General features: G+C 68.3%; 24 protein-coding genes, 1 tRNA gene and 2 pseudogenes. 17 read left to right on the plus strand and 10 right to left on the minus strand.

The window, feature by feature from the left end:
- Positions 1–240: 240 nt before the first annotated feature.
- Complete coding sequence (locus tag ABTZ94_RS22520) at positions 241–1,233, plus strand: Yip1 family protein (RefSeq protein ID WP_351202846.1); 993 nt, start codon at positions 241–243, stop codon at positions 1,231–1,233.
- 119 nt (positions 1,234–1,352) lie between these two features.
- On the opposite strand, the gene ABTZ94_RS22525 is transcribed toward ABTZ94_RS22520, so the two are convergent.
- The gene (locus tag ABTZ94_RS22525; protein ID WP_351202847.1) at positions 1,353–1,853 is read right to left on the minus strand and encodes a phosphoribosyltransferase; all 501 of its coding nucleotides are present in this window, start codon (positions 1,851–1,853) and stop codon (positions 1,353–1,355) included.
- A 6-nt stretch (positions 1,854–1,859) separates the two neighbouring features.
- Positions 1,860–2,435, minus strand: a complete 576-nt coding sequence (gene dcd / locus ABTZ94_RS22530; RefSeq protein WP_351202848.1) for a dCTP deaminase — start codon at positions 2,433–2,435, stop codon at positions 1,860–1,862.
- A 490-nt stretch (positions 2,436–2,925) separates the two neighbouring features.
- Here dcd and ABTZ94_RS22535 point away from each other — a divergent pair.
- From ABTZ94_RS22535 to ABTZ94_RS22555, 5 genes are all read left to right on the plus strand, one after another.
- Positions 2,926–2,999: transfer RNA gene (locus ABTZ94_RS22535), tRNA-Gly, on the plus strand.
- Between the two features lie 1,025 nt (positions 3,000–4,024).
- On the plus strand, positions 4,025–4,273 hold the full coding sequence (locus tag ABTZ94_RS22540; RefSeq protein ID WP_351202849.1) for a type II toxin-antitoxin system CcdA family antitoxin: 249 nt from the start codon (positions 4,025–4,027) through the stop codon (positions 4,271–4,273).
- The gene (locus tag ABTZ94_RS22545) at positions 4,270–4,671 is read left to right on the plus strand and encodes a DNA-binding protein (protein ID WP_351202850.1); all 402 of its coding nucleotides are present in this window, start codon (positions 4,270–4,272) and stop codon (positions 4,669–4,671) included. The genes ABTZ94_RS22540 and ABTZ94_RS22545 overlap by 4 nt, the downstream gene beginning before the upstream one ends.
- An 803-nt stretch (positions 4,672–5,474) precedes the next feature.
- Positions 5,475–5,690, plus strand: coding sequence for a DUF6243 family protein (locus ABTZ94_RS22550; protein ID WP_351202851.1), 216 nt, complete (start codon positions 5,475–5,477; stop codon positions 5,688–5,690).
- A 1,008-nt stretch (positions 5,691–6,698) separates the two neighbouring features.
- Positions 6,699–7,961: an LAETG motif-containing sortase-dependent surface protein gene (locus ABTZ94_RS22555; protein ID WP_351202852.1), complete on the plus strand. Its 1,263-nt coding sequence runs from the start codon at positions 6,699–6,701 to the stop codon at positions 7,959–7,961.
- Positions 7,962–8,447: 486 nt separating this feature from the next.
- On the opposite strand, the gene ABTZ94_RS22560 is transcribed toward ABTZ94_RS22555, so the two are convergent.
- A complete protein-coding gene (locus ABTZ94_RS22560; RefSeq protein WP_351202853.1) occupies positions 8,448–8,867 on the minus strand; it encodes an ankyrin repeat domain-containing protein in 420 nt (139 codons plus the stop codon).
- A 160-nt stretch (positions 8,868–9,027) separates the two neighbouring features.
- Positions 9,028–9,801, minus strand: coding sequence for a polysaccharide deacetylase family protein (locus tag ABTZ94_RS22565; RefSeq protein WP_351202854.1), 774 nt, complete (start codon positions 9,799–9,801; stop codon positions 9,028–9,030).
- A gap of 148 nt (positions 9,802–9,949) precedes the next feature.
- On the opposite strand from ABTZ94_RS22565, the pseudogene ABTZ94_RS37940 reads away from it, so the two are divergent.
- Positions 9,950–10,297, plus strand: a pseudogene (locus ABTZ94_RS37940) (IS1380 family transposase); the annotation flags it as partial.
- Between the two features lie 96 nt (positions 10,298–10,393).
- On the opposite strand, the gene ABTZ94_RS22575 reads toward ABTZ94_RS37940, so the two are convergent.
- Entirely contained in the window at positions 10,394–10,993 is a 600-nt protein-coding gene (locus tag ABTZ94_RS22575; RefSeq protein ID WP_351202855.1) for a hypothetical protein, read from the minus strand.
- Between the two features lie 812 nt (positions 10,994–11,805).
- On the opposite strand from ABTZ94_RS22575, the gene ABTZ94_RS22580 reads away from it, so the two are divergent.
- The gene (locus tag ABTZ94_RS22580) at positions 11,806–12,177 is read left to right on the plus strand and encodes a DUF6193 family natural product biosynthesis protein (protein ID WP_351202856.1); all 372 of its coding nucleotides are present in this window, start codon (positions 11,806–11,808) and stop codon (positions 12,175–12,177) included.
- Positions 12,178–12,690: 513 nt separating this feature from the next.
- Here the strand turns inward: ABTZ94_RS22580 and ABTZ94_RS22585 are convergent.
- Positions 12,691–14,859 (minus strand): FG-GAP repeat domain-containing protein, encoded by a 2,169-nt coding sequence (locus ABTZ94_RS22585; protein ID WP_351202857.1) that lies wholly within the window; start codon positions 14,857–14,859, stop codon positions 12,691–12,693.
- Positions 14,860–15,448: 589 nt separating this feature from the next.
- Positions 15,449–16,093 carry a dihydrofolate reductase family protein gene (locus tag ABTZ94_RS22590; RefSeq protein ID WP_351202858.1) on the minus strand — a complete coding sequence of 215 codons (645 nt, stop codon included), beginning with the start codon at positions 16,091–16,093 and terminating at the stop codon, positions 15,449–15,451.
- Positions 16,094–16,167: 74 nt separating this feature from the next.
- Between ABTZ94_RS22590 and ABTZ94_RS22595 the strand changes: the two genes are divergently transcribed.
- Positions 16,168–16,689, plus strand: a complete 522-nt coding sequence (locus ABTZ94_RS22595) for a winged helix-turn-helix transcriptional regulator (RefSeq protein ID WP_351202859.1) — start codon at positions 16,168–16,170, stop codon at positions 16,687–16,689.
- A 55-nt stretch (positions 16,690–16,744) separates the two neighbouring features.
- Here the strand turns inward: ABTZ94_RS22595 and ABTZ94_RS22600 are convergent, their stop codons facing one another.
- The 3 genes and pseudogenes from ABTZ94_RS22600 to ABTZ94_RS22610 all read right to left on the minus strand — a co-directional run.
- A complete protein-coding gene (locus ABTZ94_RS22600; RefSeq protein ID WP_351202860.1) occupies positions 16,745–17,047 on the minus strand; it encodes a sulfurtransferase TusA family protein in 303 nt (100 codons plus the stop codon).
- Positions 17,044–17,703: a class I SAM-dependent methyltransferase gene (locus tag ABTZ94_RS22605; protein ID WP_351202861.1), complete on the minus strand. Its 660-nt coding sequence runs from the start codon at positions 17,701–17,703 to the stop codon at positions 17,044–17,046. The genes ABTZ94_RS22600 and ABTZ94_RS22605 overlap by 4 nt, the downstream gene beginning before the upstream one ends.
- Before the next feature lie 210 nt (positions 17,704–17,913).
- Positions 17,914–18,132, minus strand: a pseudogene (locus ABTZ94_RS22610) (arginine deiminase family protein); the annotation flags it as partial.
- A gap of 713 nt (positions 18,133–18,845) precedes the next feature.
- Here ABTZ94_RS22610 and ABTZ94_RS22615 point away from each other — a divergent pair.
- The 8 genes from ABTZ94_RS22615 to ABTZ94_RS22650 form a co-directional block, all read left to right on the plus strand.
- On the plus strand, positions 18,846–20,078 hold the full coding sequence (locus ABTZ94_RS22615; RefSeq protein WP_351202862.1) for an ATP-binding protein: 1,233 nt from the start codon (positions 18,846–18,848) through the stop codon (positions 20,076–20,078).
- Positions 20,075–20,479: a roadblock/LC7 domain-containing protein gene (locus ABTZ94_RS22620; RefSeq protein WP_093899415.1), complete on the plus strand. Its 405-nt coding sequence runs from the start codon at positions 20,075–20,077 to the stop codon at positions 20,477–20,479. Before ABTZ94_RS22615 ends, ABTZ94_RS22620 begins: the two co-directional genes overlap by 4 nt.
- Positions 20,476–20,850: a DUF742 domain-containing protein gene (locus tag ABTZ94_RS22625; protein ID WP_351202863.1), complete on the plus strand. Its 375-nt coding sequence runs from the start codon at positions 20,476–20,478 to the stop codon at positions 20,848–20,850. Before ABTZ94_RS22620 ends, ABTZ94_RS22625 begins: the two co-directional genes overlap by 4 nt.
- Positions 20,825–21,415, plus strand: a complete 591-nt coding sequence (locus ABTZ94_RS22630; protein WP_351202864.1) for a GTP-binding protein — start codon at positions 20,825–20,827, stop codon at positions 21,413–21,415. The genes ABTZ94_RS22625 and ABTZ94_RS22630 overlap by 26 nt, the downstream gene beginning before the upstream one ends.
- Before the next feature lie 101 nt (positions 21,416–21,516).
- Entirely contained in the window at positions 21,517–22,905 is a 1,389-nt protein-coding gene (locus ABTZ94_RS22635) for a cytochrome P450 (protein ID WP_351202865.1), read from the plus strand.
- Positions 22,906–23,235: 330 nt separating this feature from the next.
- Positions 23,236–24,366 (plus strand): cytochrome P450, encoded by a 1,131-nt coding sequence (locus ABTZ94_RS22640; protein ID WP_351202866.1) that lies wholly within the window; start codon positions 23,236–23,238, stop codon positions 24,364–24,366.
- Entirely contained in the window at positions 24,363–25,178 is an 816-nt protein-coding gene (locus ABTZ94_RS22645) for an enoyl-CoA hydratase/isomerase family protein (protein WP_351202867.1), read from the plus strand. The genes ABTZ94_RS22640 and ABTZ94_RS22645 overlap by 4 nt, the downstream gene beginning before the upstream one ends.
- 154 nt (positions 25,179–25,332) lie before the next feature.
- Positions 25,333–25,613, plus strand: a 281-nt coding sequence (locus ABTZ94_RS22650; protein WP_351202868.1) for a hypothetical protein, incomplete at its 3' end; no start/stop codon positions are given.

Raw genomic sequence — 25,613 nt, forward strand, 5'->3', positions numbered from 1 at the left:
GCCCTCCGCGCCCGCCCCCCCCCGGCCCGGGCGCGGGTTGTCGCCGCCGGGCCCCCCCCCCCCCCCCGGGGCCCCCCCCGCGCGGGGGCCCCCCCCCCCCCGCTTCTGCGTTCCCGCACGGATACGCATGGGGACGGCCCCCCAGGGTTCCCCTAGGGGATGTCACAGCTCGGCCGCAATGGCGGGCAGGTTTCCCAGGCCCCCTCACCACGCCCACGCGGACCAGGTACGTTCGATGACGTGGCTGGATTCAGGATCGGACGCGGCCGGGACAACCGCACCCCGCAGCAAGCGCAACAGCAACCGCGGCAGCAGCCGTACGGCACACAGGCACCACCGCCGTACGCCCAGCAGCCATGGCCACCGACGGGAGGCAACGGCGCCCCGCCCCCGTACGACAACGGCAGGCATGGTGGACACAATGGGCCCGGCGGACACAGCGGGCACAGCGGACACAACGGGCCCGGTGGACACAACGGCGGCTACGGCAACGGCTACAACGGCGGCGGCCACGGCGAGCCGGAGTACTTCGGGGACCCGTACCAGCAGCCCCACCACCCCCACGGGTCCCCCCAGCAGGGCGACCCGTACGCCAACTCCCCCGGCCACACCCAAGCGTTCAGCATCGGCGAGGACCCGTACGGCGACGGCAACACCTACCGCGCCGGCCAGACTCCCGCCCAGCCCGCGGGCCCGCGACTGCCGTGGAAGGACCTGCTCACCGGAATCGTGCTGCGCCCGGGACCGACGTTCTGGCAGATGCGCGACCACCCGGTCTGGGGCCCGGCGCTCATCGTCACGTTCCTGTACGGCCTGCTCGCCCTCTTCGGCTTCGACCAGGCCCGGGACGACGCGATCAACGCGACGATCTCCGCAGCGGTCCCCTACGTCGTCATCACGGGCATCGGCTTCGTCATCGGCGGGCTGGTCCTGGGCGCGGTCACCCATACGCTCGCCCGCCAGCTCGGCGGCGACGGCGCCTGGCAGCCGACCGTGGGCCTCTCCATGCTGATCATGTCGATCACGGACGCGCCCCGCCTGATCTTCGCGATCTTCCTCGGCGGCGAGAACTCCCTGGTCCAGATTCTCGGCTGGATTACCTGGCTGGCCTCGGCCGCGCTCTTCACCTCGATGGTGAGCAAGTCGCACGACCTGCCGTGGCCGAAGGCGCTGGGCGCATCCGCGATCCAGCTGATCGCGCTGCTGTCGATCATCAAGCTGGGCACGATCTGACGGCATCCGACCGCATGAGAAAGAGCCCCCGACACGCCGCGTCGGGGGCTCTTTCTCATGCGGGTGCGATTGCTCGCCAATGACCGTGCCGCCGGGCTTCCGCTAACCGGCCTGCGGCTCTACGCGTCGAGAACCTGCCCGCTGCGCCGTACGACGGGCTTGTCCACGCTCCACGGGAAGTTGATCCAGCGATCGGTCTTCTTCCACACGTACTCGCACTTCACGAGCGAATGCGACTTCTCGTAGATGACCGCGCTGCGCACCTCGGCAACATGATCGATACAGAAATCGCGCACCAGCTTCAGGGTCTTCCCGGTATCGGCGACGTCGTCGGCGATCAGGACCTTCTTGTCCGAGAAATCGACGACATCCGGAACGGGCGCCAGCATGACCGGCATTTCCAGAGTGGTTCCCACCCCGGTATAGAACTCCACATTCACCAGATGAATGTTCTTGCAGTCCAGGGCATAAGCGAGCCCGCCCGCGACGAATACCCCGCCCCGCGCGATGCTCAGTACGACATCGGGCTCGAATCCGTCGTCGGCCACGGTCTGCGCCAGCTCACGCACGGCATGACCGAACCCCTCGTACGTCAGGTTCTCCCGCACATCATCGCTCATCCGGCATCACACCTGGGTCCGGTGAAAATTCAGGAACGAACGCGATGCGGTCGGCCCGCGCTGGCCCTGGTACCGCGATCCGTACCGCTCGGAGCCGTACGGGAACTCCGAAGGCGAACTCAGCCGGAACATGCACAGCTGTCCGATCTTCATCCCCGGCCACAGCTTGATCGGCAACGTCGCGAGATTCGACAGCTCCAAGGTCACGTGCCCGGAGAAACCGGGGTCGATGAACCCTGCGGTGGAATGCGTCACAAGACCGAGCCGCCCCAGCGAACTCTTGCCCTCCAGCCGCGAGGCAAGATCGTCGGGCAGCGAGATGACCTCGTACGTGGAAGCCAGCACGAACTCACCGGGGTGCAGGATGAACGCCTCGTCGCCGTCCGGCTCGACCATGCGCGTCAGGTCGGCCTGCTCGACGGCTGGATCGATATGCGGATAGCGGTGGTTCTCGAACACCCGGAAGTAGCGGTCGAGCCGCACATCAATGCTCGAGGGCTGCACCATCGACGCGTCGAATGGATCAATACATACACGTCCGGCGTCGATCTCGGCCCGGATGTCCTTATCTGAGAGAAGCACGCCCCGAGGATACGCAGAACGCGCGGGGCCGCCCCAATCCGGGACCGCCCCGCGCGCCTGTGACCACTCCTGCCGCGCCTCGCTCGGCCGCCGCTACCGCTTCTCGAACACCACAGGTACGGCATGCCGCAGCCGCGCACAACGAGGACAGCGAATGAGCCGCCCGGGGCCGATCCGCCCGGACCCGAGCTGCTGCATCGGGAACGAAGCGGTAGCGAAAACGTGCCCTTCGGCACAGCGGACGACGGTGCGCTCCATGAAGTCCATCAAGTCCCTTCCCCAACAAGCCTTGGACGAGAACGCCACATTAGGGGATGAACAGGACGCTACTCCAGGCGGCACTCCGACCACCACGCTATGCCCCCAACTCCCGCCCACAGCACCCGCATCCACCCTCCTCGACAGCAAAAAGGGCCCACGGCTCAAACGCCGGGGACCTGGCATGAGGTACAGTGTGGGGCGATGCACCGCCAACCAAACGGTGCGCTTCGCGGGTGTAGTTTAATGGTAGAACATGAGCTTCCCAAGCTCAGAGCGCGAGTTCGATTCTCGTCACCCGCTCCATGAAGAAGCCCCAGGCCAACGGCCGGGGGCTTCTTTGCTGTCTAGGCCGGTCAGCATCGCGCACCACCTCCGCACGACCTTGACCGTCTTGCGCTGTTCAGCGCCCTTCCCTCGAGCGGCCCGGACCATCTTGTCCAGCGCGCTCGCCACCTCTCTGGCGCTCGTGGCCCGAGTCCCGATAGGTCAGCGCGGCGATCTCGTCCAGGCCCAGGCTCGTGGCTCGACCCTTGAGACGCCATCGGCCCGCCTCCTGAAAGTGCCACGGGAGAATCTCATCTACATGAGGGCAGGCAGGGCAAGCACGAGGGCGATCGAGAGACAAACACTGAGGATGAACTTCCGCCACCTGAACGGACGTCGGCGGCCTCTGGCATCCACGAGTTGCGCGACCCCGGCAGCCAGGAGCACGCAGAGCGACCCTAGGAAGGCATGCCCGAGATGGCCGCCCTGCAGCGCCGTGGAAAGGTAGAAGACGCCCGCCATCTGAACAGCAATCGTGAGCGCTGTAAGAGCGAGGACGATGCCGGCTCTCTCATGGGCTTCCTCCTCCTCGGGCGTAACGATCCTGACTCGCACGTATCGAGGCATCGCTCTCCAACCACGCAGAGGCACAACAGCACTGATGATCGCCCAACCTATCGAGACCCACACTGATGACCTCAACATGCGCCACTACCCCGGCACACGATGCGCGCGCCTTGCATGTCGACGGAGAGGCTGCCACGACTCCTACAGGTTCGCACCGCTTGTTGAGGTCGAAGGGGGAAGCGACGTGGCGACGAGTGACCCCCATCCAAATCATGGGGTCGCCGTCATCGGAGAGCAGCGGCCGACACATCTTGATGCCCAGTCCATCAAAGGCCGTGGTCCGCGTGCGATGTGGCCCCGCGCGAGGAGAAGCTTCCGTTACCCGTGCTCTCCGCCCCGGGGCGCCAGAAAGACGACCGAATTGGCTCCGGGCCCTCTGGCGTCCCCCAGGGCAGCAATCACGAGACCTTTCGCGCATACTCCGGTATGCTTGCCACATGTCCTCGACGACCCGCATCACCGTCACCCTGCCCAGCGACCAGGTGGCAGAGCTCCGCAAGCTCACGGACAACGTCTCCGGCTACGTAGCGGAAGCCGTAGCCCGCCAGATCCGACACCAGCTACTGGGCGAAGACCTTCGCCGTCACGAGGAAGAACACGGACGCTTCAGCGACGAGGAGCTCGCCGAAGCCCACTCGAAGATCTTTGGCACCGCCCGCTCCGGCAAGGGCGCGGACGCCGCGTGAGCGAGCGCATCGAAACCGTCGTCCTGGACTCGGAAGGGCTCTCCGCCTGGATCGCGCAGGACCGCAAGCTCCTCGCGATGTTGCAGGTCTTCCACGGCATGGGAGCAGATCTCGTGATCGGGGCGAACACCATCGTGGAAGTCAGCCACTCCCGCACCAACATCCCACGTCTGAACTGGGCCCTGTCCCGCATCAAGGTAGAACCGGTCACCGAGCAAGCGGCCAAAGCAGCAGCGCAGCTCCTCAAGGACACCGGACTGCACGGGCACAAGTACGCCATCGACGCCACGGTCGCCGAGGTGGCACTGCGCCAGCCGAAACCGGTCGTCCTGCTGACCTCGGACAGCGACGACATGACCAAGCTCTGCGGCAACCAGGTCCGCATCATCCCTCTCTGACCCACCAGCCCACCCGGAGCATGCATGGCGGGTCCGTTGCATTGCCCACCCCGTGCCCCATCCGTGCCCAGCGGAGCGGGCAACAGCGGTCAGGTACAGCTCTCAGAGACCATAGCCATCCACCCCACCCAACGGGAAAGCACAGGTCAGAGCCCCTCTGGCAGTCCAAGGACCGCTGATTCCCAAGCTCAGAGCGCGAGTTCGATTCTCGTCACCCGCTCCATGATGAAGGCCCTGGTCGGAGACCAGGGCCTTGTTTGTTGTCTAGACCTCTTTGACGCGTGCCATTCGCGTGCCGTAACTGCCTTGATCTCGCCTCAACCTCGACCTTCCTGACGGGCAGTCGGGTTCTCCGGCGGTCCGTTTCGCTTGTCGGGTCGGTCATGGGTAGGCCGATGACCCGGCTGTCGCGTCGGTATGCGCCGGGTTCCACGGATCCGGTGCTCATGTCGCCAGTGTGCTCGCGACCACTGACCACGCCCGCGGCGGCCCAGTAACGTCCATCTGGACCTGCCCCGGGCACGCGACGACCACCGGCGGGTGCTGGCGGGTGCTGGCGGGTGCTGAGATTCCCGGAAGGAAACGGCTGACCCCGGGCGCTCACCGAAAGCCCGGCCGACGCCGGGGCGGCGAAAGGCTTGGCGTGAGGGGCCGACGGAACCGGGTAACGTCTTTGTCATGTTCTTCGAGACGCCGATTTACGAGTAGAGCGTGATGGGCCCCTGCTGACGTCCCTCGACGTCGCCGCGCCCGTCCCCCACCGATGAATCCGTAGATCACTTCACATCATTCCGGGAGAACCCATGACCGTGAGCAAGAACATCAACAACCCCGTGGGCATGGGCGGCGGCCAGCGCAAGAGGCTGTCCCGCGCCGAACGGCAGAATAATGGTCCGCACCGCAACCTCGACCGCAAGGGTGCCGCCGACCGGAAGGCGGAGCTGGTGCGCAAGATGCGCGAGAAGGCAGGCGCAGCCGAGGGTGCCGGGCAGACGGGCGAGGACACCGCACAGAGCTGACGCACCGCCGCCGCAGGGCAGCACCGCACGGGGCAGGGTCCGGACCGCGACGCACGGTCCGGACCCTGCTGCCGTACCGGGGCTCTGCTGCCGTACCGGGGCTCTGCGGCCGTACCGGGCGCGGCCGGTCCCGCTCAGCTCTCGGCCGACCACCCGCGTCTCAGCCGACCACCTGGGGGTGAGCGTGCCACTACGTGCCAGTCAGGACGGTGAACAGCGGTCAGCAGAGGCCCGAACGAAGCCACTGCGGCACACCCCCAGGGGTGCGTTTCCCCAGGCCAGAGGGCGTTCAAGCCTACGCAGTACCGGGTGCTTCCCAAGCTCGGAGCGCGAGTTCGATTCTCGTCACCCGCTCCACGACGAAGGCCCAGGTCACTGACCCGGGCCTTTCTTGTTTGCCTGACTCTGTTACCCGTCGGGCAACACGCCCGCATCGCACCCATCCGAGCCACCGCTCGCTTGGTTCACGACCGGGTGGACCGCACCGGCTCTCCACTGCCGTCGTCGGAACTCGCCCTGCCGCAAATGCCGGAGGGCCGGCAAGCCGCGCCTCCTGGGCGTCACCCGACCCCGGGGCGGAGCCGAATCGTTCAGCGATGGCCACCAGGCGTGCGCGCCTGGGGCGTGACGTTCGTCGACTTCTTCTCTACCGCCGCGCGCCAGGTGCTGCCGTAGCTGCGGCGGTGGACGTCCGCGCGGGGCGGTCGGCGAGCGGGGGGCGTACGCGTATGCGGAGGTGCAGGCGCTCGCGGGGCGGGCGGCGCCGGGGACGCACGGAACACCGCACCCAGGGGCCTGTGGCATTGATCACAGCGAAAGCGCAGGCGGTGAATACAACTGCACCCTTTCGCCTTTTCTGTCGGTCACGGTGCTGTGGTACCGGCCGGAACAGGTGAAGAACTCGTGGTGGTGGACCGTTGGCCCGACCATACGATCCCCTCAAGTCGCATCTGCGTGCCCCCTCCCGCTGCGACCCCTTCTTCTTTTTTCGGACGCCGAAGGGCTCTTGTGAAGATTCGCCCGATTCTTGCCACAGCTGTTGCCGCCGCAGTGACCATGCCTGCTCTCCTGCTGTCGGTCACCCCCGCGTTCGCCGACGACAAGCCGGCAGCCCAGACGCAGGACAAGCCGTCCATCGCGGAGCTGGAAAAGACAGCCGCCGCCGCGAAGGCGACGTACGACGACGCCGTAGAGGCCGAGAGTGCCGCCGAGGCGGCTCTGGAAGCCACCCTGTCCGACACCCATCCTCTGGCCGTGGCCGCCAAGGCCGCCGAGGCCGCGGCGGCGGAGGCCGCCACCGCGAAGGTGGACGCCGACCAGGCGGTCATCGACGCCCAGGCCGTGGTCGACGCACTCCCGGAGACGGCCACCGAGGAGGAGAAAGCCGCCGCCGCGACCAAGCTCACCGAAGCGAAGGCCGACGCCGAGACCGCCAAGGAGACCAAGGCCGCCGCCGATGCCGCGGTCGTGGAAGCCCTGGACGCGCGGGACGACGAGCGGGTCGCCGCGGCCCGGAAGCTGGACCAGGCGCAGAAGGCCACCAAGGCGGCCCTCGCTGACAAGACCGCCGCCGACGAGGCGCTGGCCAAGGCGAAGGAGGAAGAGGAGGAGGACGGTGAGGACTGCGTCCCGGAGGCCAGGCTCACCACGGTCGTCACGGGTCTGCCGTCCACCGTCGTCGCCGGCACGAAGGTCGACTTCAATCTCCGGGTGACCAACGGCACCGACAAGACGATGGACGAGGTGCTTCCGTTCGCCTACGTCCACGCGACCGACCGGAGCGGGCTCAAGAGCATCGACGACCTGGTGCACCTGCAGTGGTCCTCCGCCTCGTCCTCGAAGTGGAAGACCGTCGACAACAAGCACTACATGGACGCCATCAGCCCGCTGAAGGCCGGCGCCCACGCCGACATCAAGATGCGCCTCAAGATCGACGCCTCGGCCCCCGCAGGCAACGGCGTCACCTTCGTCGCCGGTGACTACTTCAATGACAACGGCACCTGCGGCGGGAACCCGGACCTCGAAGGCTACGAGTTCCTGATCGCCGCCGCGGGCAGCAAGCCCGGCAACGCCAAGCCCGGCGCCACCAAGCCGAACACCTCGGACGTCAAGGCACAGAGCAGCGCGTCCCGTCCGGTGAGCGGCAGCCTCGCCGCCACGGGCTCGTCCTCCGCGATGCCGCAGCTTGCGCTCGCGAGCGGCGCGGCCGTGGCGATCGGCGGGGGCGCGGTGTTTCTCGTACGCCGTCGCAAGGCCGGCTCCCACGCCTGACGCGTGGGGTGGGGTGCCGACCGGGCACCCCACCCCACGCGCCGGCCATCCAACGGGCCCGACACCGAGCAGCTCCAGGCCCCGGGTCAGCTACCTGAGGCTGCGTTTTTGTCCTGGTCCCGCTGGTGACTCCTTCCCCGACGCCCCACGCTTTTCGACGGCCAAGCCCACAGCCCCGTACGACGCTTCGCAGCGGGGGGAACCGACGTGCCGCCCCGACCATGTCGCTCATGCCCGGAGGGACAACAGCTTCTGACCAGCCCACCCACCTACCCTTTCCGCCCCGTCGCGCTCGTGCGCCGACGTGGCCACCCGCCATGTCGACCACAGGTCTGCCCACACGGCACCCGACCTGCTGGGAACTTCACGCTTTGCGTAACCAGAACAAACCCCTATGAACAACCCCAGCCAGGGTTGACGAAACACATAAGGCACCCCCAGCAGCACTCGGCAAACCGGAGGTGCCGGCCGTCCGGTGGGGACGGTTCAAGCGGTGAGGTTGCACAGCCGGTCCAGGACGGCTTGCCGCTCCTCGGTGTCGTAGCTCCAGCCCTGTGCCCAGTCGAGCGCCGAGCCGCCCCGCGACTCCCGAAGGTGCGGGTCGGCTCCATGACGTAGCAGCAGCTCGACGAGGGGCAGGTTCGCTTTGGTAGCGGCTGCGGCGAGTGGTAGTCCGCTGCGCCATCCCCGGGATTCGGCGTTGGGCAAGGCCCCGGCCGCCAGGAGCAGCTCGGCGCAGCGGTTTTCGCCTTGGACGGCGGCGAGGTAAAGCGGTGTGGCTCCGTCAGGGTCGCGGGCGTCGGGATCGGCGCCTTGGGTGAGGAGTCGCTGGAGAAGTCCGACGTGTCCGTCACCGGCAGCCGCGGCAAGCCGCTTCGGCAGCTTCTTACGCTCTCTGTTGTTCACGTGTTTCCACGGGCGCGGGGCCTACCGCCTGGAGCTGCGGAAGGTGCAGTGGTGCGCCCACCCCTTTCCGTACTTCTTGCTGATCTGGGCTTGTACATCCCGCTGGGCGGTCTTTTCGGCCTCCGACTTTCTCTTTCCCGTCACTGCGGGCGAGCCTCACTCACCGCACGGGGAAGCCGAAGGAGTACCCCTGCTGCTTCAGCCAGGGCAGCACCTCGCGCAGAGCGGCCACGGTCTGGGAGCGATCCCCTCCCGCGTCGTGGAAAAGGACGGTCGGCCCGTCGGAGATCTCGCTCTTGACGGTGGCGACCATGGTGTCCACGCCGGGACGCTCGAAGTCTTTGGAGTCGACGTTCCAGCCCAGCGGCCGCATCCCCCGAGACGCGGCGAGCTGTCGGCTGTACGGGGTGAAAGCGCCGCCCGGGGCCCGGTAGTACTGCGGGCGGACGCCTCCGGATGCCTTGGTGATCATGCGTTCGGCATCCAGGATCTGCTGGGACTGATAGGCCTCGGGCTTGGAGTCCATGGCGGTGTCGTGCGAGATCGTGTGGTTGCACAGCCGGTGCCCGGCTGCCACGACCGCCTTGACCAGGTCCGGGTGCGCCTGGGCCTGGGTGCCCACCATGCAGAACGTGGCCTTGACGCCGTTGTCCTTCAGCAGTTGCAGCACCTGCGGCGTCCAGACCGGGTCCGGTCCGTCGTCGATGGTGATGTTGACGCCACGGGCACCCTTGTCCGAGGCGTGCGCGATGTCCGCCGCCACCTTGGCCCGGTCCTGGGACCGGGCGTCCGGCGCTGAGACACGCGCTTGAGGCCCCCCTCCGACGGGGTCGGCCTGGGCGGTCCACACCGAGGTGGCAGCGGCCACCGCTGTCACCCCGAGCGCCGCCGCGAGAAGCCGGCCGTGCCATCCCCTTCCCTTGTGCTTTGCCATGTCCGCCCGCCCCTTTGCTGCCTCCGCCGATGCCGTGCACCCATGTAGACACACGAACGCCCCTACGAGATCCGTCGGTTACCGATCGCGGACGAATCTGCAGGGGGCCGGCGACAAACACAGGAGTTCCGCGACAGATGAGGGGGGCGCGACGGCCTCGAAAAGGTACCGGCGAGGGCGGCAGACGCCGATCCGCACGGCTTCCGGCGGAGGCACCCACGCATTCGTCGCATGGCTCGCGAAGCAGGGCCGATGGCTGTCCCACTCGGTCGGCGTGACCATCACCGGGCAGATTCACCCGTCCGTGCTGACAGTCCCGCCCTCCGCCTGGACGCCCGCTGTCGAACCCGGCGGCGAGATCCGCGACGGCGCCTGGAGCGCCGAGCTCGACGGAGACTGTCTGACCGGCCGGCCGAAGGGCATGTGGCTGATCGTCCGCGAGGAACGGCCGCACCTCGGCGCACAGTTGCGCTTCACCGACGCCGACGGCCAGCGGCCTGCCCACACGCCCCGGCAAACGAAGAAGAGCCCGTCAGCAAGCTGACGGGCTCCCGCGAAAGATCGAGGCTAACCTGGCTGACCTGCCATCAGGTCAGATCGTCGGTGTGTCATCGACGACCTCCTTGTGGGGTTCGACAACGAACCTCCAGCCATCGCTGGGCTCCAGGAATCGCACTCGGGTCGGGTAGATGTCCAAGGCGCGGCGGTCACGGTTCTGGCTGCTCGTGTTCTTCCGCCCCCGGGCCGGCTCCTCGAACAGGTCGACCTTGACCTCCGGCACCGCGACGACTTCCTCGCTCCAGCGCTGAACGATCCCCGCGCCGAAGGCGTCCCTGGCGGCGGAGTAGAGCGACTCCAGAGATTCCTTGCTCCCGTTGGGCACGAAGAGGGCGAGATTCAGGAGGACGCCGGCACTCTGAAGAACCTCGATTTCCTCCCCCGCCTTGTCGGAAATCCAGATCCCACTTTCTTCAGCATTGTCCGGGAGGACATGAATTTCCTCACCGAAGATCGTCCTCGCAATGAAGGACCCTCCCTCAAAATTCTTACCCGGCTTCGTAAGGAAAGCCGGGGCGTAGCAGTCGAGAGGAAGGCCATCCATCTCTGCCGAGACGAAGATTCCGTCCTGGAGACCCAACTCCGAAACCTCTTCGGCCGTAAGACGTCGAGCCGTAACCTTCTCGGTATTCACGCCATTCCCCTTTTTTGCGGCGTCCTGTGAATTCATTGAAACTCTACCACGAAAACGATCAGCCAGTTCCCGCTTAATTCCTTCTGGGAGAACAGCAGAAGAACCCTCCCACGTCACCTGCGAAACGCGGCAATCGTTGAGAAATACTGCGAGATTCAAGAGGTTGCCTACTCGCTTCAACGATCTTTTCGGCAGCCAAGTCAGTCGTCAGGTGGAATGCGGGCAAACTTAGCCGAATGGACACAAGCAGACAGGAGGCGTCTTGATGCTCGGCATTGCGCTGTGCGTGCGCGCCCATCGCGATGGGCCAGATCCCAGTGACCCAACCGAGCGAACCGCGGCGGTCCCCTCTCTGGTCGGGCGCTTCGCGCCCTGCCCCGACAGCCGCCTGTCGCGGCGCCGCCATCCGGTGGGCGCAGACGTGGGCGGACGACATCGGGGAACAGCTTCAGGAGCTTGAGGCTCCGCACGAGGACTGATGGCGTCACGGATGCCGACCACTCGACAAGAATGCGGTTCGCGACAGATCACCCTGCCCCATCCCTGCCCTTCGGAGCGGACAACAGCGGCCAAGCACGGCGCCCCTCGCGGGCTGCTCTCGTCGGCAGCCTCGCGGCTGCGGGCGAACTGGCCTGCAGTCAGAAGGCGCAATGTGCGCATGCACGAGTCCGAGATGATGTTCAACGAGCCCGATCCACTCGGGCGCGCTTGGGAGGAAAAACGTTGGTACTCAGCTAATGAGGAAATCAAAGTCCCGAAGCCGGACATTCCCGAGATACACCCCCCAAGCCCAGGAAGGGATGAACCAACAAATGGCGGACAACGAGGCCCGTATGCGAGCTGCGGAAATCGTCGCGGAGGAATGGAAGACTATCCTCGACTCCGAAGACAACTTGATCAATCCTGCCATGCCCCGGGCAGCGTATGCGAACCCTCGCCTTCGGGAACTATCCCCAATGGTCAGCCACGGCGCCTTGTACCTCAGCCGGTGCATCCGCTTCCCATGGACCCACGACGTGGGCACCCTGTTCCCACGCGGCGGTGGCGGGTTTATGGTCATCCGTCAGTCCAACGGCACCATCCTCGGGGAGCCCGAAACGGTGGAGGAGGCGGTGGCCCTGATCGTCGCCAACCTCCCCGAGGGCTGCGGACCCGCTATCGACGGAACGGCGGACGACCTGTGACCGTGGATGTCCGCCGCGCAATGGCGGCCTCGGATACGGTTCGCACACACGCACTGCCGCGGCTGAGACCGTGCCCCTCGTGGTGAGTCGCCCGTAGCAGCGGAGGACGGCAGCCGGGCCGAGAGATGCCGGGTTGCCGCGGGGCGGCGTTCACAGCGACCCCTGACCTGCATCGATGTCGAATACGACGCTCTGGATCCGAGGGGGCCACTTCGTGATGCCGCATCGCGAGATCGAAGCCAAGTGGCCTACGTCATATACGCGGTTAGGCCGTCACTTTCGGATCTTTCCGGGCCCGGGCCTCCGTCGGGCCGGGATCGGCCGGTGGTCAGCTCGGGTTCGGCTGTGCGAATCCCCCCGGCCGCCGTGGCGGCGTACGTGGAACGGGCCCGGCCGGTCCACCTGCCCTTCCGGGGCGAGGTGGTCCGGGCGGACCCGCCGAAATCGGAACCGGACGAACGAAGCCGGCCCCCGGGACCCCCGTGGTCCCGAGTGGCCCCCGGACCCGCGCCGTCAGGAGATGCGGATGCCCGACCAGTTCGTGGCCTTGCCGACCTGCGACCGGTTGTCGAAGCCGCCGTGGCCGTTGCCCCGGTTCAGCCAGGCGCGGCCGTCCTTGTCGAGCGAGATCAGGTCGCCCCGGCCGTCCCCGGACAGGTCGAGCCCGCCGACCACGTCCTTGTTGGAGGTGCCCCAGTCCTTGAAGACCAGCGACCGGGGCGTGAAGGTGCCGGCGCCGGTCCCCCTGAACCGCCACAGCTCGTTCGACGCGTCGAGGGCCAGCAGGTCGTTCTTGCCGTCGCCGTCGAGGTCCCCGGCGGCGATCAGCCTCTTGTAGCCGCCGAAGCCGGACCCGGCGAGCGAGCGGGCCTTGAAGCCGCCCGCGCCGTTGTTCGCGTATACGTACAGCTTCCCGGTCGAGGCGGACCGGGTCAGCAGGTCGGCCCGGCCGTCGCCCGTCACGTCGCCGGGCGAGACGACCGCGTCGTACCCGCTCCAGTCCGAGGAGACCTTGACGTGGAACGACTGCTGGTCTGGCAGCCCGCCGCAGATCGTCGGGTAGACGCGGGCCTCGCCCTTCGGGTAGCGGACGAACACGTCGTTGCAGCGGTCGCCGTCGAGGTCGCCGAACGGCAGCACGAGCGTGCCCGTCGGCCAGCTGCTCGCGCGCTGCCCCGCGGACAGCTTCGTCGCGTCGCCCGCGTACACCTTCAGCCCGGTGCTGTCCCGGCCGAACAGGTCGGCCTTGCCGTCGTCCGTGTAGTCACGCCACTTGGGCAGCGCGCGGCTGGTGGTGGTGGCCTGGTAGACGCCGTCCAGGACGAAGCTGTTCGTCTCGGTCCGCTTGTACTCGTCCCACAGCACGACGGGCCGGCCGAGCGCGTCGGCGGCCACCTGGGGCGCCCCGGTGAACTGGGCACTCGTCGCGCTCAGCCGCCGCGGGGCGGACCAGGTGCCGCCCTTGAAGACGGCGGCCATCGTGTACTCCTCGGACGAGTAGCCCTCCCGCCACGTCACCGTGACCGTGCCGCCCGAGGTGGCGGCCGCGCCGACCGCGCGCACCTTCTTGTGCGTGGAGAAGGGCTGCGTGTACGGCTGCCAGACGCCGGTGGCCGCCGAGCGCACCGCGTACCAGGGGCCGGTCGAGTAGCCGGGCCCGCCGGCGACGAAGAGGTCGCCGTTGGGCAGGTAGACGGGCGCCGTCATCCCGTACGTGCTGCCATAGTTGGCAGCGGACCGCGGGGTGCTCCACTGCGTGGCGCCGGCGGGCCGGCGCGTGTTCATGAGGTGCGCGGTGTTGTCGTAGAACACGTCGAAGCCGCCCTGTGGATTGGCGAACACCTTCGGGCGCGCCAGGTCCACGCCCGGGACCGGGAAGTCCCGGACCGCGGTCCAGGCGGACGCGCCGGGGGCCTTCTCCAGGGCGACGACGGCCTTGCTTGCCTGCCACTGCCACACCAGCAGGGCGGTGCCGTCCTTGGCGACCGCCAGGTCCATGCCGGAAATGTCCCGGCTGCCGGACGGCGGCTGCTCGTTGAGGTCGGCCGGAGCGGTCCACGCGGCCTGCGGGCCGGTCTTCTCGGCGGCCTTCACGACGCCGGAGACCGACCACACGGCGACCAGCCGGCCGTCGGGGGTCGCCGCCAGGTGGTGGTACCCCTTCTCGGGGACCGCGGCAACGTACTCGGGCTCGGAGAAGGCGGTCGCGCCGGGCGTGAGGGTGGCCACCTTCAGCCAGTAGTTGTTGTGGTCGTCGGCGCGCTTGGCCCGCCAGACCAGGCGCACCGAGCCGTCGCCGAGCGAGACAAGCTCGGTGTTGTACCCGCCGGCGTCCGGCCAGGTCTGCGGGGCGAGCCAGCTGGTGCTGCCGGCGGCCCGGATCCGGGTGGAACGGGAGAGCCCGTCGCCGGTGAGGGAGACGAGGGCGCCGTTCCCGGCCGACTCCAGGGCGTTCAGCCCGCCCGAGGCGGAGGCGGGGTTGGGGTTCGGGGCGTGCAGGGTGCGGGTGCCCCACGGGCCCGTCCCGACGGCGGCCGGGGCAGTGCCGGCGGCCGTGACGGTGGTGCCGGTGGCCGCGCCCGCGGCCGTGGCGGTGGTGTGGGCGGCGGCCGGGGCCGCGGACGCCAGGGCGAGGACGGAAGTGAGCGCGATGCCGAGCACCGCGCGGGACTGCGAAGTCATGGGAATGCCCCCCCGGGGCAGGACGTATCCGGTGGCACGGATTCGCCGAACTGTTCGAGCAAGTCAGGCGCAGCGTATATCAGCCAAGATCGGCCCACGCGGGGGCTTCCCTCTCCCTGCTCAGAGGAATTCGGCCAGCGTGTCCAGCGCGCAGCAACTCGCCCTCGTCGCCCGACGGCAGCTGCGCCACCACCTCCTCCACGCCCGGCTCCGCGTAGTGGTCGCGCTCGCCGTGCGAGGGGTGGATGGGCGTACGAGAAGACCCATCGGGGCCGCTGTTTCCACAGATCAGGGGCTACTTCGATGCCCAACGCGCCATGGATTCCCAAGCCCAGGGCGCGAGTTCGACTCTCGTCACCCGCTCCACGACGAAGGCCCTGGTCAGAGCCCAGGGCCTTGTGGGCACGGTTCGGTGCAGCAGCAGGTGCCCCGTGGCGGGTCGGCTTGATCGCATGTTCAGTACGCCGTTTCCGTCCAAGCGACCTGGTGGAAGTCCGGGCACTCGTTCCCATGCGCGATGCAGGCGTCGAGGCCGGCGGGCAGGTACGCGCTCATCGCGGCATGTGCGTGCGATCGTGCGGGCCAGTGGTCATCGTCTCCAGAACAGGAGGTGAGTGATTCCGCTGGGACTCGGCACTGACTCAAGGTGGAAGCGGTCGAGCAGGTCGGTGTGGCTCTCCCACAGCCGTTCGCCCCGACCGAGGTCGACGGGCGCGACGGCGATGTGCATCGTGTCGACCAGGTCGGCCTCGAGGAACTCGCGGATGGTGGCAACTCCACCACCGAGGCGCACGTCCCGGCCAGCGGCTGCCTGCTTCGCGCGTGCCAGCGCCTCGGCCGGTGTCGCATTGAGGAAATGGAAGGTGGTGTCAGCCAGGGTGAAGGACGGGCGTTCGTGATGGGTGAGCACGAAGACCGGCGCGTGGAACGGCGGGGTGTCTCCCCACCATCCCTGCCACTCGTGGTTCTCCCAGGGGCCACGCTGGGGGCCGAATTTGTTACGCCCCATGATCTCCGCTCCCATGCCGCGGGCATGGTCGCGGGTCAGATAGTCGTCCAGGCCGCGAGTGCCGCCGGGGTCGGCGCGGTTCACCCAGCTGGCGGTGGCGCCCGCCCAGGAGAAAAGAGCGGAGGGGTCCGCGTGACCGAAGGGCCGGTCCAGGCTCTGCCCCTCACCGGCACCGAACCCGTCCCGCGACACCGTGAAGCACTGCACCCTCAACAGCTGCGACATGCATCCTCCTTCAGGAGCTGACAGCAATTTCTGATTGCAACCTGCAACCAGTGGCACTGTACTATGCTATGGATATGCCGCAACCAGTACGGACCGATCGTCTGCCCGTGCCGGACGGGAAGTCGGGCTGCCCGATCAACTTGACCGTCGAGCTGCTGGGCGACCGATGGAGTCTGGTCGTGCTGCGGGATGTCATGTTTGGCGGCCACAGGCACTTCCGCGAGCTCCTCACGCATTCGATCGAGGGCATCGCGTCGAACATCCTCGCCGCCCGCCTGTCGAAGCTCGTGGACGCCGGCCTGCTCACTCGGCACGATGACCCAAGCCACCGGCAGAAGATCGAATACCGGCTCACCGAGGCAGCGATCGAACTCGTTCCACTCATGACGCATCTGGGCGCCTGGGGCTCCCGGTGGCTCCCCACAACGCCCGAGCTGTCGATCCGTGCCCAACTTCTCGCTCGCGGCGGCCCTGAGATGGGGGAGAGATTCATGGACGAGCTCCGCGCCATGCACCTCGAAGGCCGCCCACAACGTGCCGACGGCGTCCTCGCCGAACTCACCCTGGCCTACGAACGCGCCGCTTCCACAAGCTGAGCCCGACCGGCAAACGCCACGATCGCGGATCAGCACGCTCCGGTCGCGGTGCCGGTCAGCGGACCGGCTCGGCCCGGTGCCAGGGGGCGCCGGGCCGGGTGGGGCGCGCGTCCGCGGCGAGCCTGAGCGCGTACATGGCCCGGTCGGCGCCGGGCACGGGGCCGAGGTAGTCGTGGCCGACCATGTGGCACCAGGCCGGCAGGTCGAGCGGGGCGGCCGGGTCGGTGGCGATGACGTACACGACTGTGCCCGGCTCGGCGTCGGCGATGCGGGCTCGCAGGCGGAGCAGGAGAGTGACGCACAGCAGGCCGGTGCCGTCGACGGTGATGTCGGCGGCCGGTACCGGGGAGGCGCTCACCGGGGCAGGGCCTGGGTGACGCGCCACAGCCGGCGGGGCAGGCCACCCTCCTCGAAGGGGTGGACCTCCTGCAGCTGCCAGTCGTCGGCGAGGGCGTCGACCAGGTCGCGGGGGAAGAAGTGCACCGCGAAGCCGCCGTGCTCCCAGATGTCGTCGCCGTGCCCGGTGCCGACCCCGTAATGGGCGTCGCCGGTGTGACGGACGGTGTAGACGAAGACTCCGCCCGGCCGCAGGACCCGGCGCACTTCGGTGACCAGGGCCTGGATCTCCTCGGTGGACAGGGCCATGCACAGCAGCATGTGGGCGAACACCGCGTCCACCGAGCCATCGGCCGACGGGAGCGGCTCGCGCACGTCGTGCACCGCGGTGGTGACCTGTCCGGACACGCCCTGGGCGTCGGCAGTTTCGCGCAGCTGCTCCAGGCCGACCGGGCTGAAGTCGGTGGCCTGGACGGTGAAGCCTTCTCGGGCGAAGTACAACGCGTCGCGGCCGTGCCCGGCCCCCAGCTCCAGCACCTGGCGGGCGCGGGCCGAGCGGAAGACCCGGGCTGCGTGGACGGCCGGCTCGGACGGCTCTTCGCCGTACATGGAGGGGTGCTCGCCGTACGTCTGCTCCCAGTGCTCCCGTTGAGCCGCAGCGAGCTCGTGCCCCGCCATGCTGACGCCTCTCTCGATTGACCGGCCGCCGCCGGTTCCCATGTCGGCCACCCTACGGGCTGTCCCGTACCGCGCGTTCGTGACCAGCGGTCGTCGGGGGCTGGGGAAACATCGGCCCGGGACGCTGCCGACAACGAGTGACGCACGCCGAGCCGGCGGCTGCGCTCCGGAGTGTGGTGGAGGGACCGTGGCCCAGCGGGCGAAGCGGCGTCAGAAGGCCACTGCGTCCCGGGCCAGGGGGCAGGTCATGCAGTGGCCGCGGCCGAGTTCGGCGCCGACGATGGTGATGACCTCGACGCCGGCCTTGTGCAGGAGGGTGTTGGTCTGGGTGTTGCGGTCGTAGGTGAAGACGACGCCCGGTTCCATGTGCGTCACCGCGGAGCCCCATGGCCACCCCCTGGGTCCATTTTGGCCGGTACCTGCCACACGACTCCACGCGTGACCCCATCCCGGTCCACCAGAACGGGAATCGCTCCCACTAACGCTTCCGCCGACCGCCTGCGAGCACCGTGTCCGTAGGATCCACCAGGCAGCCGGGGCCGCCCCTCACCCCTCCATCACATACGGAGCCTGAGCACTCACATCAGCATGGTGCGGGCCGGTGTGGGGAAATCGGTCCTGCCGGAGGTTCTCACCGTCGCCGATCCCGGGAAATCTCGTTCTCGTACCGATCGCCCCCCGTCACAGCAGAAGGCTCGCGCCGCGCGGGCCGGGCGAACCTCCGTGGCCGCCGCCCGTACGCGCCCTCGCGGACTCCATGCGAACGGAGTTGCCGCAGCCCTCCGAAGCCCTGCGGGACCCCTGTACAGCCCCCGCGTGTCGGTCATCTCTCGCTGCAGGATGCCCAGGTGAGCGGCGTGACGGCGGGGTGGCGGCCCCGCACCTGGATGTGAACATTCCGCGTCAATGGTGCAACTGGCGTGTTGGCCTTGACATTTACCCAACAGGCCGATGCTAAGATCATCTTACTTCCAGTGGGCTGACGGCATATGGGGGCATTCCGGGAGGGATGAATTCCTCGGCCCCACTTTCGGAGGGACCTTCCCCGCGTGGCACGATCCGTGGCTCAACGAGTCCGGACCGTATGGCACATGAGGGAGCGTCAAGCCGTTTCCGTAGCCATGGCACTTGAAGTGAGTCTCATGACATTTGCACAGGGCCCTCTCTTCTGGGCACTGGTTGTCGTAGCACTAGTCGCTGTGGGTGCCGTCCTGCGGGCTCGCAAGACAAACGTCGGTCTGCGCAGACAGAACGCCGCACTCCGTGGGGAGCGTGACGCGCTGCAACGGCAGCGGGACGAACTCCATGTCAACCACACCGGTCTGCTGCATCGTCAGGCCGCCGAGCTGGCCGAGGTCCGCAAGGACGCCGAGGAGGAGACCAAGGCCGTCCTCAAGGCGGCCGTGCGCACCCTCCAGGGGCTTGCGGACGAGCAGCAGGTGGTCATCGAGAACGCCCAGAAGAAGCACGGCGACGACCCCAGCATGCTCGCCGATCTCATGGCCATCGACCACGCCAACAGCCAGTTCGGTCGCCGGGCGCAGGGCATCGCGGTGCTCTGCGGCGGTTGGCTCGGGCGCAGGGAGACGGTCGCCTCCGTCTTCGACGTGGCCCGCAGCGCCCAGGGCCGTATCCGGCAGTTCGACCGGGTCCGGGTCAACGGGCAGGTGAACTTCTCGGTCGTCAGCAAGGCCGTGGAACCTGTGGCTGTGGTCCTCGCCGAGCTGCTGGCCAACGCCACCAACTACTCCGCCCCCGGCGCCCCGGTGGAAATCAACATCCAGGCCGTCCCGATGGGCGTCTGCCTCATCATCGACGACGCCGGCCTCGGCATGGGCCAGGAGGAGAAGGACCGCGCCGCGGCCCTCCTCGCGCCTCAGGCCGCGATCAGCGTCTCCAGTCTGGGTATTCCCCCGCAGTTCGGATTCGCCGTCTCCGGCGTGCTGGCCGCGCGCTACGGGTTCAAGGTCTCGGTCGACTCCGTATCCCCTTATGGAGGCGTACGCGCGGTGGTTCTCCTGCCCGACGAGCTACTCACCGGCGATGCACCCGCACCCCCGGCACCTCTTGCGGCCCCCGGTGGCCACCATGCGGACGTGTCGCCGCTCCCCCGCCGTCAGGCACCGGCGCCGCAACCGACTCCCCTGTTCCCTCCGGCCGCACACCCGGCCCCCGCTCCGCAGCCGACGGGGTCCTTCACCACCGCCGGTGGCCTGCCCAAGCGTCGTCGCAAGAGCCCGGTGTCGGTGGTGCCGTCGACCGAGCCCGGCCCGGTGCGCAGCAATGAGGAGACCGCTTCCCGCCTGGGCGCGTTCCAGCGTGGAACACGGTCCGGGCGCGACACGACGACGATGGAAGGACCCGAGTTCCAGTGAACCCCGACCTGTCCTGGGTACTCAACGATGTGCTCCAGGTACCCGGCGCACGGCACGCGATCCTCGTGTCCGCCGACGGCCTGCTGCTGGCCAACTCCAGTGAGATCGGCCGGGACGACGCGGAGACCGTGGCGGCTGCGATGAGTTCCATGCAGTCGCTGAGCCGGGCCGTCGCACCGTTCATCGGCGCCCAGACGCCCGGCCGCTGGCACCAGACGCTCCTCGAGTACGAGCACGGCTGGATCTTCCTGATCGCCGCCGGTACCGGCGCCTATCTGGCGGCGGCCGCCGCGGCCGACGTGGACATGGAGGCCATGTCTTTCCGTATGCAGCAACAGGTCGCCGCGCTGGGGAAGGCGATGACCACACCTCCCCGCCAGAACGCCGGAAGCGACGCATGACGACGCCGGGCGAGGAGCAGGCGGTCAGCAGCGGGTTCGTCCGGTCCTACGTCATCACCGGCGGTCGCGGCCTGCCCGATGCGGGGGGCCTCTCCCTCGTCACCCTGGTCACCATCGCGCCCGACCGGCAGCAGCCCCCGAACCCGAGCCCCGAGGTCCGGGCGATCTGGGAGCTGTGCTCCGGTGGCTATCTGTCGGTGGCGGAGGTCGCGGGCCATCTGGAGCTGCCCGTCGGAGTGGCACGGCTGCTGCTGAACGATTTAGCGGATCAGGGTCATCTGATACGCCGTAAGGCGCCACCGCCGGCTCAGCTCGTTGACAGGAAGATCCTCGAAGAGGTGTTGCATGGACTCCACGTCCGGTTCGGCTGAGAACATCTATGTGCCGGACGCGGTACAGCGTGCGGCGAAGATCCTCGTCGTCGGACACTTCGCCGTGGGCAAAACGACGCTCATCGGCACCCTCTCCGAGATCACTCCGCTGCGCACCGAGGAGAGGATGACGCAGGCCAGTGCCCACATCGACGATCTGCGGGGCGCGCCCGACAAGGTGACGACAACGGTCGCACTGGACTTCGGCCGTCTGACGCTCGGCGACGAACTGGTGCTGTACCTGTTCGGTACGCCGGGCCAGCAGCGCTTCGTCGAGCTGTGGGAGGACATGGCGCGGGGCTCGCTCGGTGCGCTGCTCCTCGTCGACCCGGCTCGCCTCGCCGACACCTTCCCGGTGATCGACCTCGTCGAGACGTACGGGCTGGAGTACGCGGTCGCGGTCAACAGCTTCGACCCGTACTCCCAGCACGCCGAGAACGAGTTGCGTGAGGCTCTCGATCTGCTGCCGGACACCCCGGTCGTGTACTGCGACGCCCGGGACGAGAACTCGTCCGCGCAGGCCTTGATCACTCTGGTCCGGCACCTTCTCGCACGGGTGGCCTGACCCCTGCTCCGTCCGCCTTCCGTCGGTACGGGATCCCGATCCCCGTTTTCCGTCCGCCGTCCGGGCCCTGCGAGGCCCGCGATCACATCGAGGAATCACACATGGACTCTCAGCCGGGAGCCACCCCGTACAGCGCCCCCACCGGGTGCCCGATGCACGGTGAGCGGCAGAAGTCGCTCTACGGGCCGGAGTTCGCGTCCGATCCGCAGCGTGTGTACGACGAGTTCCGGGCGCACGGGCTCGCCGCTCCGATCGAGCTGGCTCCCGGGGTGGAGGCCACGCTGATCGTGCAGCACGAGGCCGCGCTCCGGGTCCTGCAGAACCCCTCGTTCTTCGCCCGTGACTCGCGGCGGTGGGCGGCGCTGCGGGAGGGCCGCGTACCGCTCGACAGTCCGGTGCTGCCCATGATGGCGTACCGGCCCAACTGCCTGTTCACGGACGGCACCGAGCATCTGCGCCTGCGCAAGGCGGTCACCGAGAGCCTCGCCCGCCTCAACACCACGCGGCTGAGCCGGGATGTCGAGCGCATCGCCGACTACCTCATCGACCAGTTCATCGAACGCGGCTCCGCCGACCTGCTGGGCGACTACGCCAAGCTTCTGCCGCTGCTGTTGTTCAACCAGCTCTTCGGCTGCCCCGGTGACATCGGCGACCGGCTGACCCGTGGCATGTCCGCGATCTTCGACGGCGAGGACGTACTGCGGGCCAACGCCGAGCTGACGGAGTGCCTGATGGAGCTCGTCGCCCTCAAGCGGCGGCAGCCCGGCGAGGACATCACCTCCTGGCTCATCCAGCACCCGGCAGGCCTGCGGGACGAGGAGCTCAAGGACCAGCTCGTCATGCTGATGGGCGCGGGCATCGAGCCGGAACGCAATCTCATCGCCAACGCCCTGCTCCTCATGCTGTCCGACGACACCGGGGGCCCGCAGCGGCGAGGTACGGGGATGCTGGTCGAGGACGCCCTCGACGACGTGCTGTGGAACAACCCGCCGATCGCCAACTACGCGACGCACTACCCGGTCCAGGACGTCGACCTCGGCGGCGTGACGCTGAAGGCGGAAACCCCCGTACTCATCAGCTTCGCCGCCGCGAACAGCGACCCCGCGCTCACCGATGCCCGCCAGACCCTGAGCAAGGGCGCCCATCTGGCCTGGGGTGCGGGCCCCCACGTCTGCCCGGCGAAGTCCCCCGCCCAGCTCATCGCCCTCACCGCGATCGAGAAGATCCTCAACACCGTGCCGGACCTCGCCCTCGCCGTGCCGGCCTCGGCGGTCGAATGGCGGCCGGGCCCGTTCCACCGGGCGCTGGTGTCCCTGCCGGTCCGGTTCAGCCCGAGTGCCGCGCGCCACGCGGCGACGGCCGCACAGCCGCCCGTTTCGTCCCGGATCGCCACCCCCGAAGAAGCTCCCGCCGCACGCTACGACCACGTGGAGCCGCACAAGAAGACAAAGGGCTGGTGGAGTTCCTTCCTTGACGTCTTCCGCGTGTGACGGCCGTCCGGCACATGGATTCTGACGAATTGTGCGCATGACTGGATGTCACACAGACCCGGAATATGGGTCGTTCGACATATGACAAGGGGCCGACAAGCCATTTTCTTGTGACAGGGGCAACAGCGATCGACGCATGGCAGATATATGCGGAGGGGTAGGTTCTGGCCGTAACCATGAGCCCAGGACAAGGAACTCTGCGTGAGTGCTATTTGTGGCACAGACAGGCCCACCACTGTCGACCGCCGTGCCCTCATTTCCCTCCTACGGCGACTCAAATCGCCGGAGGGGCAGGCTGATCCCTACGCCCTTCTGGGCGAGCTGAGATCCATGGGTGATGTCGTACGCGCTCCCTGGAACGCGTACTTCGTCACCGGCTTCGACACGTGCAGCGAGGTGCTGCGCGGCCGCAACTGGCTGGCGCCGGACTTCGCCTGGCAGGAACGCCAGGCGGACACCGAGCGCTGGGACGCGGTCGCCACGCAAGAGATGACCAAGACGCTCTCGCGCCTCAACGCGCCCGCTCACACATGCCAGCGCCGCAGCCTCGGCAACCTCTTCGACCGTTCGACCATCGAGCGGCTGACCCCGCAGGTCGAGGAGGACGTCACCCGTCTTCTCGACGAGCTGGCCGAAAAACTGCGCCAGGGCGAGACCGACTTCGTCAGTACGGTCAGCGAGCAGCTCCCGATCAGTACCATCGGCTCCTGGCTGGGGATCCCGCCCGAGGACTACCCCCACATCCTGGAGATCACCCACAACCAGGTGCACGCCCAGGAGCTGCTGCCCACCAAGAGCGAGCTCGCCGTGTCCGCCGAGGCGACCGTGCATCTACGCGCGTACTTCACCGACCTGGTGGAACAGCGCCGCGCCAACCCTGGCAACGATGTCCTGACCGGCTGGATACACGCCTGGGACGCGACGGAACCCGACCGTGAGGCCGCGGACGAGATCCTCTACCGTCTCACCATGTTCGTCGCCATCGCCTCGCTGGAGACCACCGCGACGCTGCTGTCGAGCATGGTGGGGCTGCTGCTGAGGGAGCCCGGCCGGTGGGCATGGCTCGCGGAGCACCCCGGATACATCGACGCCGCCGTCGACGAGGCCCTTCGGTACGACCCTCCCATCCACATCAACACCCGGATCGCCGCCGACGACACGGTCCTGGCGGGCGTGCCGATCGCGAAGGACAGCATGGTCCACGTCATGTACGGGGCCGCCAACCACGACCCTCGGCGCAACGACGACCCGGATGCCTTCGACATCGAGCGCACCGGCACCCACCTCACCTTCGGGGGCGGTGTGCACTACTGCCTGGGCGCGGCCCTCGCCCGCCTCGAGGCACGTACGCTCCTGACCCAGCTCCTGAAACGTTTCCCCACCCTGCGCGCCGTCACGGGGCCCAGCTACGCGTCCCGTCTGGTCTTCAGGCGTGTGACCTCGATGAACGTGGCGATATGAAGCTCTCGCTCCCCGACTACCTGTCCCCGTACCGGCGGCCGAGCACGGTACGCACCGTGCGCGAGGGCCCCGTCCTGCGCGTGGAGCTGAACCGCCCCGACACCGGCAACGCGGTCACCGAGGCGATGCTGGACGATCTTCTGACGGTACTGGCCGCACCGGACCCCGACGTCAGGGTGCTGGTGCTCAGCGGTGCCGGGGACGACTTCTGCCTGGGCGGGGACCGGAACGAGTTCGCCGACTGGCTCGACCAGGACCCCACCGGGCGGGGCATCCGGATCGCGGGCGACAAGGCCCGCCGCGTCTGCGAGGCGATCTCCACCAGCCAGGCCGTCACCATCGCCAGGATCCAGGGCAAGGCGATCGGCGCGGGACTGGCGCTGGCCCTCGCCTGCGATCTGCGCGTCGGCGCCGACACCGCCGGTTTCCGGCTGCCGGAACTGGCGCTCGGGCTGCCCACCGCCTGGGGCGGCGTGCTGCCCCGCCTGATCCACGAGGTCGGCGCCGCCCGTGCGCGCGAACTCATCCTGACCGGACGTGCCTTCGACGCCGACGAGGCGTACGAACTGTCGGTCCTCCAGCGCGTCGTGCCCGAGGACGCCCTCGACGAGGCGGTCACCGCGTGGGCCAAGCCCATCGTGCGCCGCCCCGAGGCCGCCCTGCGCGTCACGAAGGCGCTGCTCAACTCGTACGCCGCCCCGACGCGACTGGCCGATCCGTCCGTCCTGGACGCGGAGCTGATGGCCACCGTCGCGGCAGCGACCCGCCGGACCCGCGATGCCGGGGGAACCACGGCGGGAGCTTCGCTGTGACCGCGTAGGTCCACGCTCACCGGGTGCGCCCGGTCTCCGTTGCGTCCCCGATCGCCGGACGGGCTGTCGCTCGACCCGTCCGGCGATCGCGTGTGACGCGGGTCACGGGAACCCGCGGTGAGGTGCTGGACAGCTGAGGGGGGTGAGCACACATATGCGTACCCGGGTGCGGGCCGGGGAATCGAGCGCGTTCGCGGAGCTGTACGACAGCTACGCCCGCTGCTGCCCTCCCCTGCTGCTGTCCACCAAGCCGGTTGAGGGAATCGGCAACGAAATTCTCGACCTCACTCCTGCGAGCCTGCAACGCGCCAAGCGAACGAAAGTCTTCACTTGGACCGACCGGCACATGGGGGGTGGGAGAAGGAGCGGGGCTGGGTGCGTGCAGCTGCAAGGCGGAGGATTGAGGCAACGCGGAGCGTTGGTGATTGACGACAA

Origin of the sequence: Streptomyces sp. NPDC002785 (genome assembly GCF_040295565.1) — a bacterium.
GTDB lineage: Bacteria > Actinomycetota > Actinomycetes > Streptomycetales > Streptomycetaceae > Streptomyces.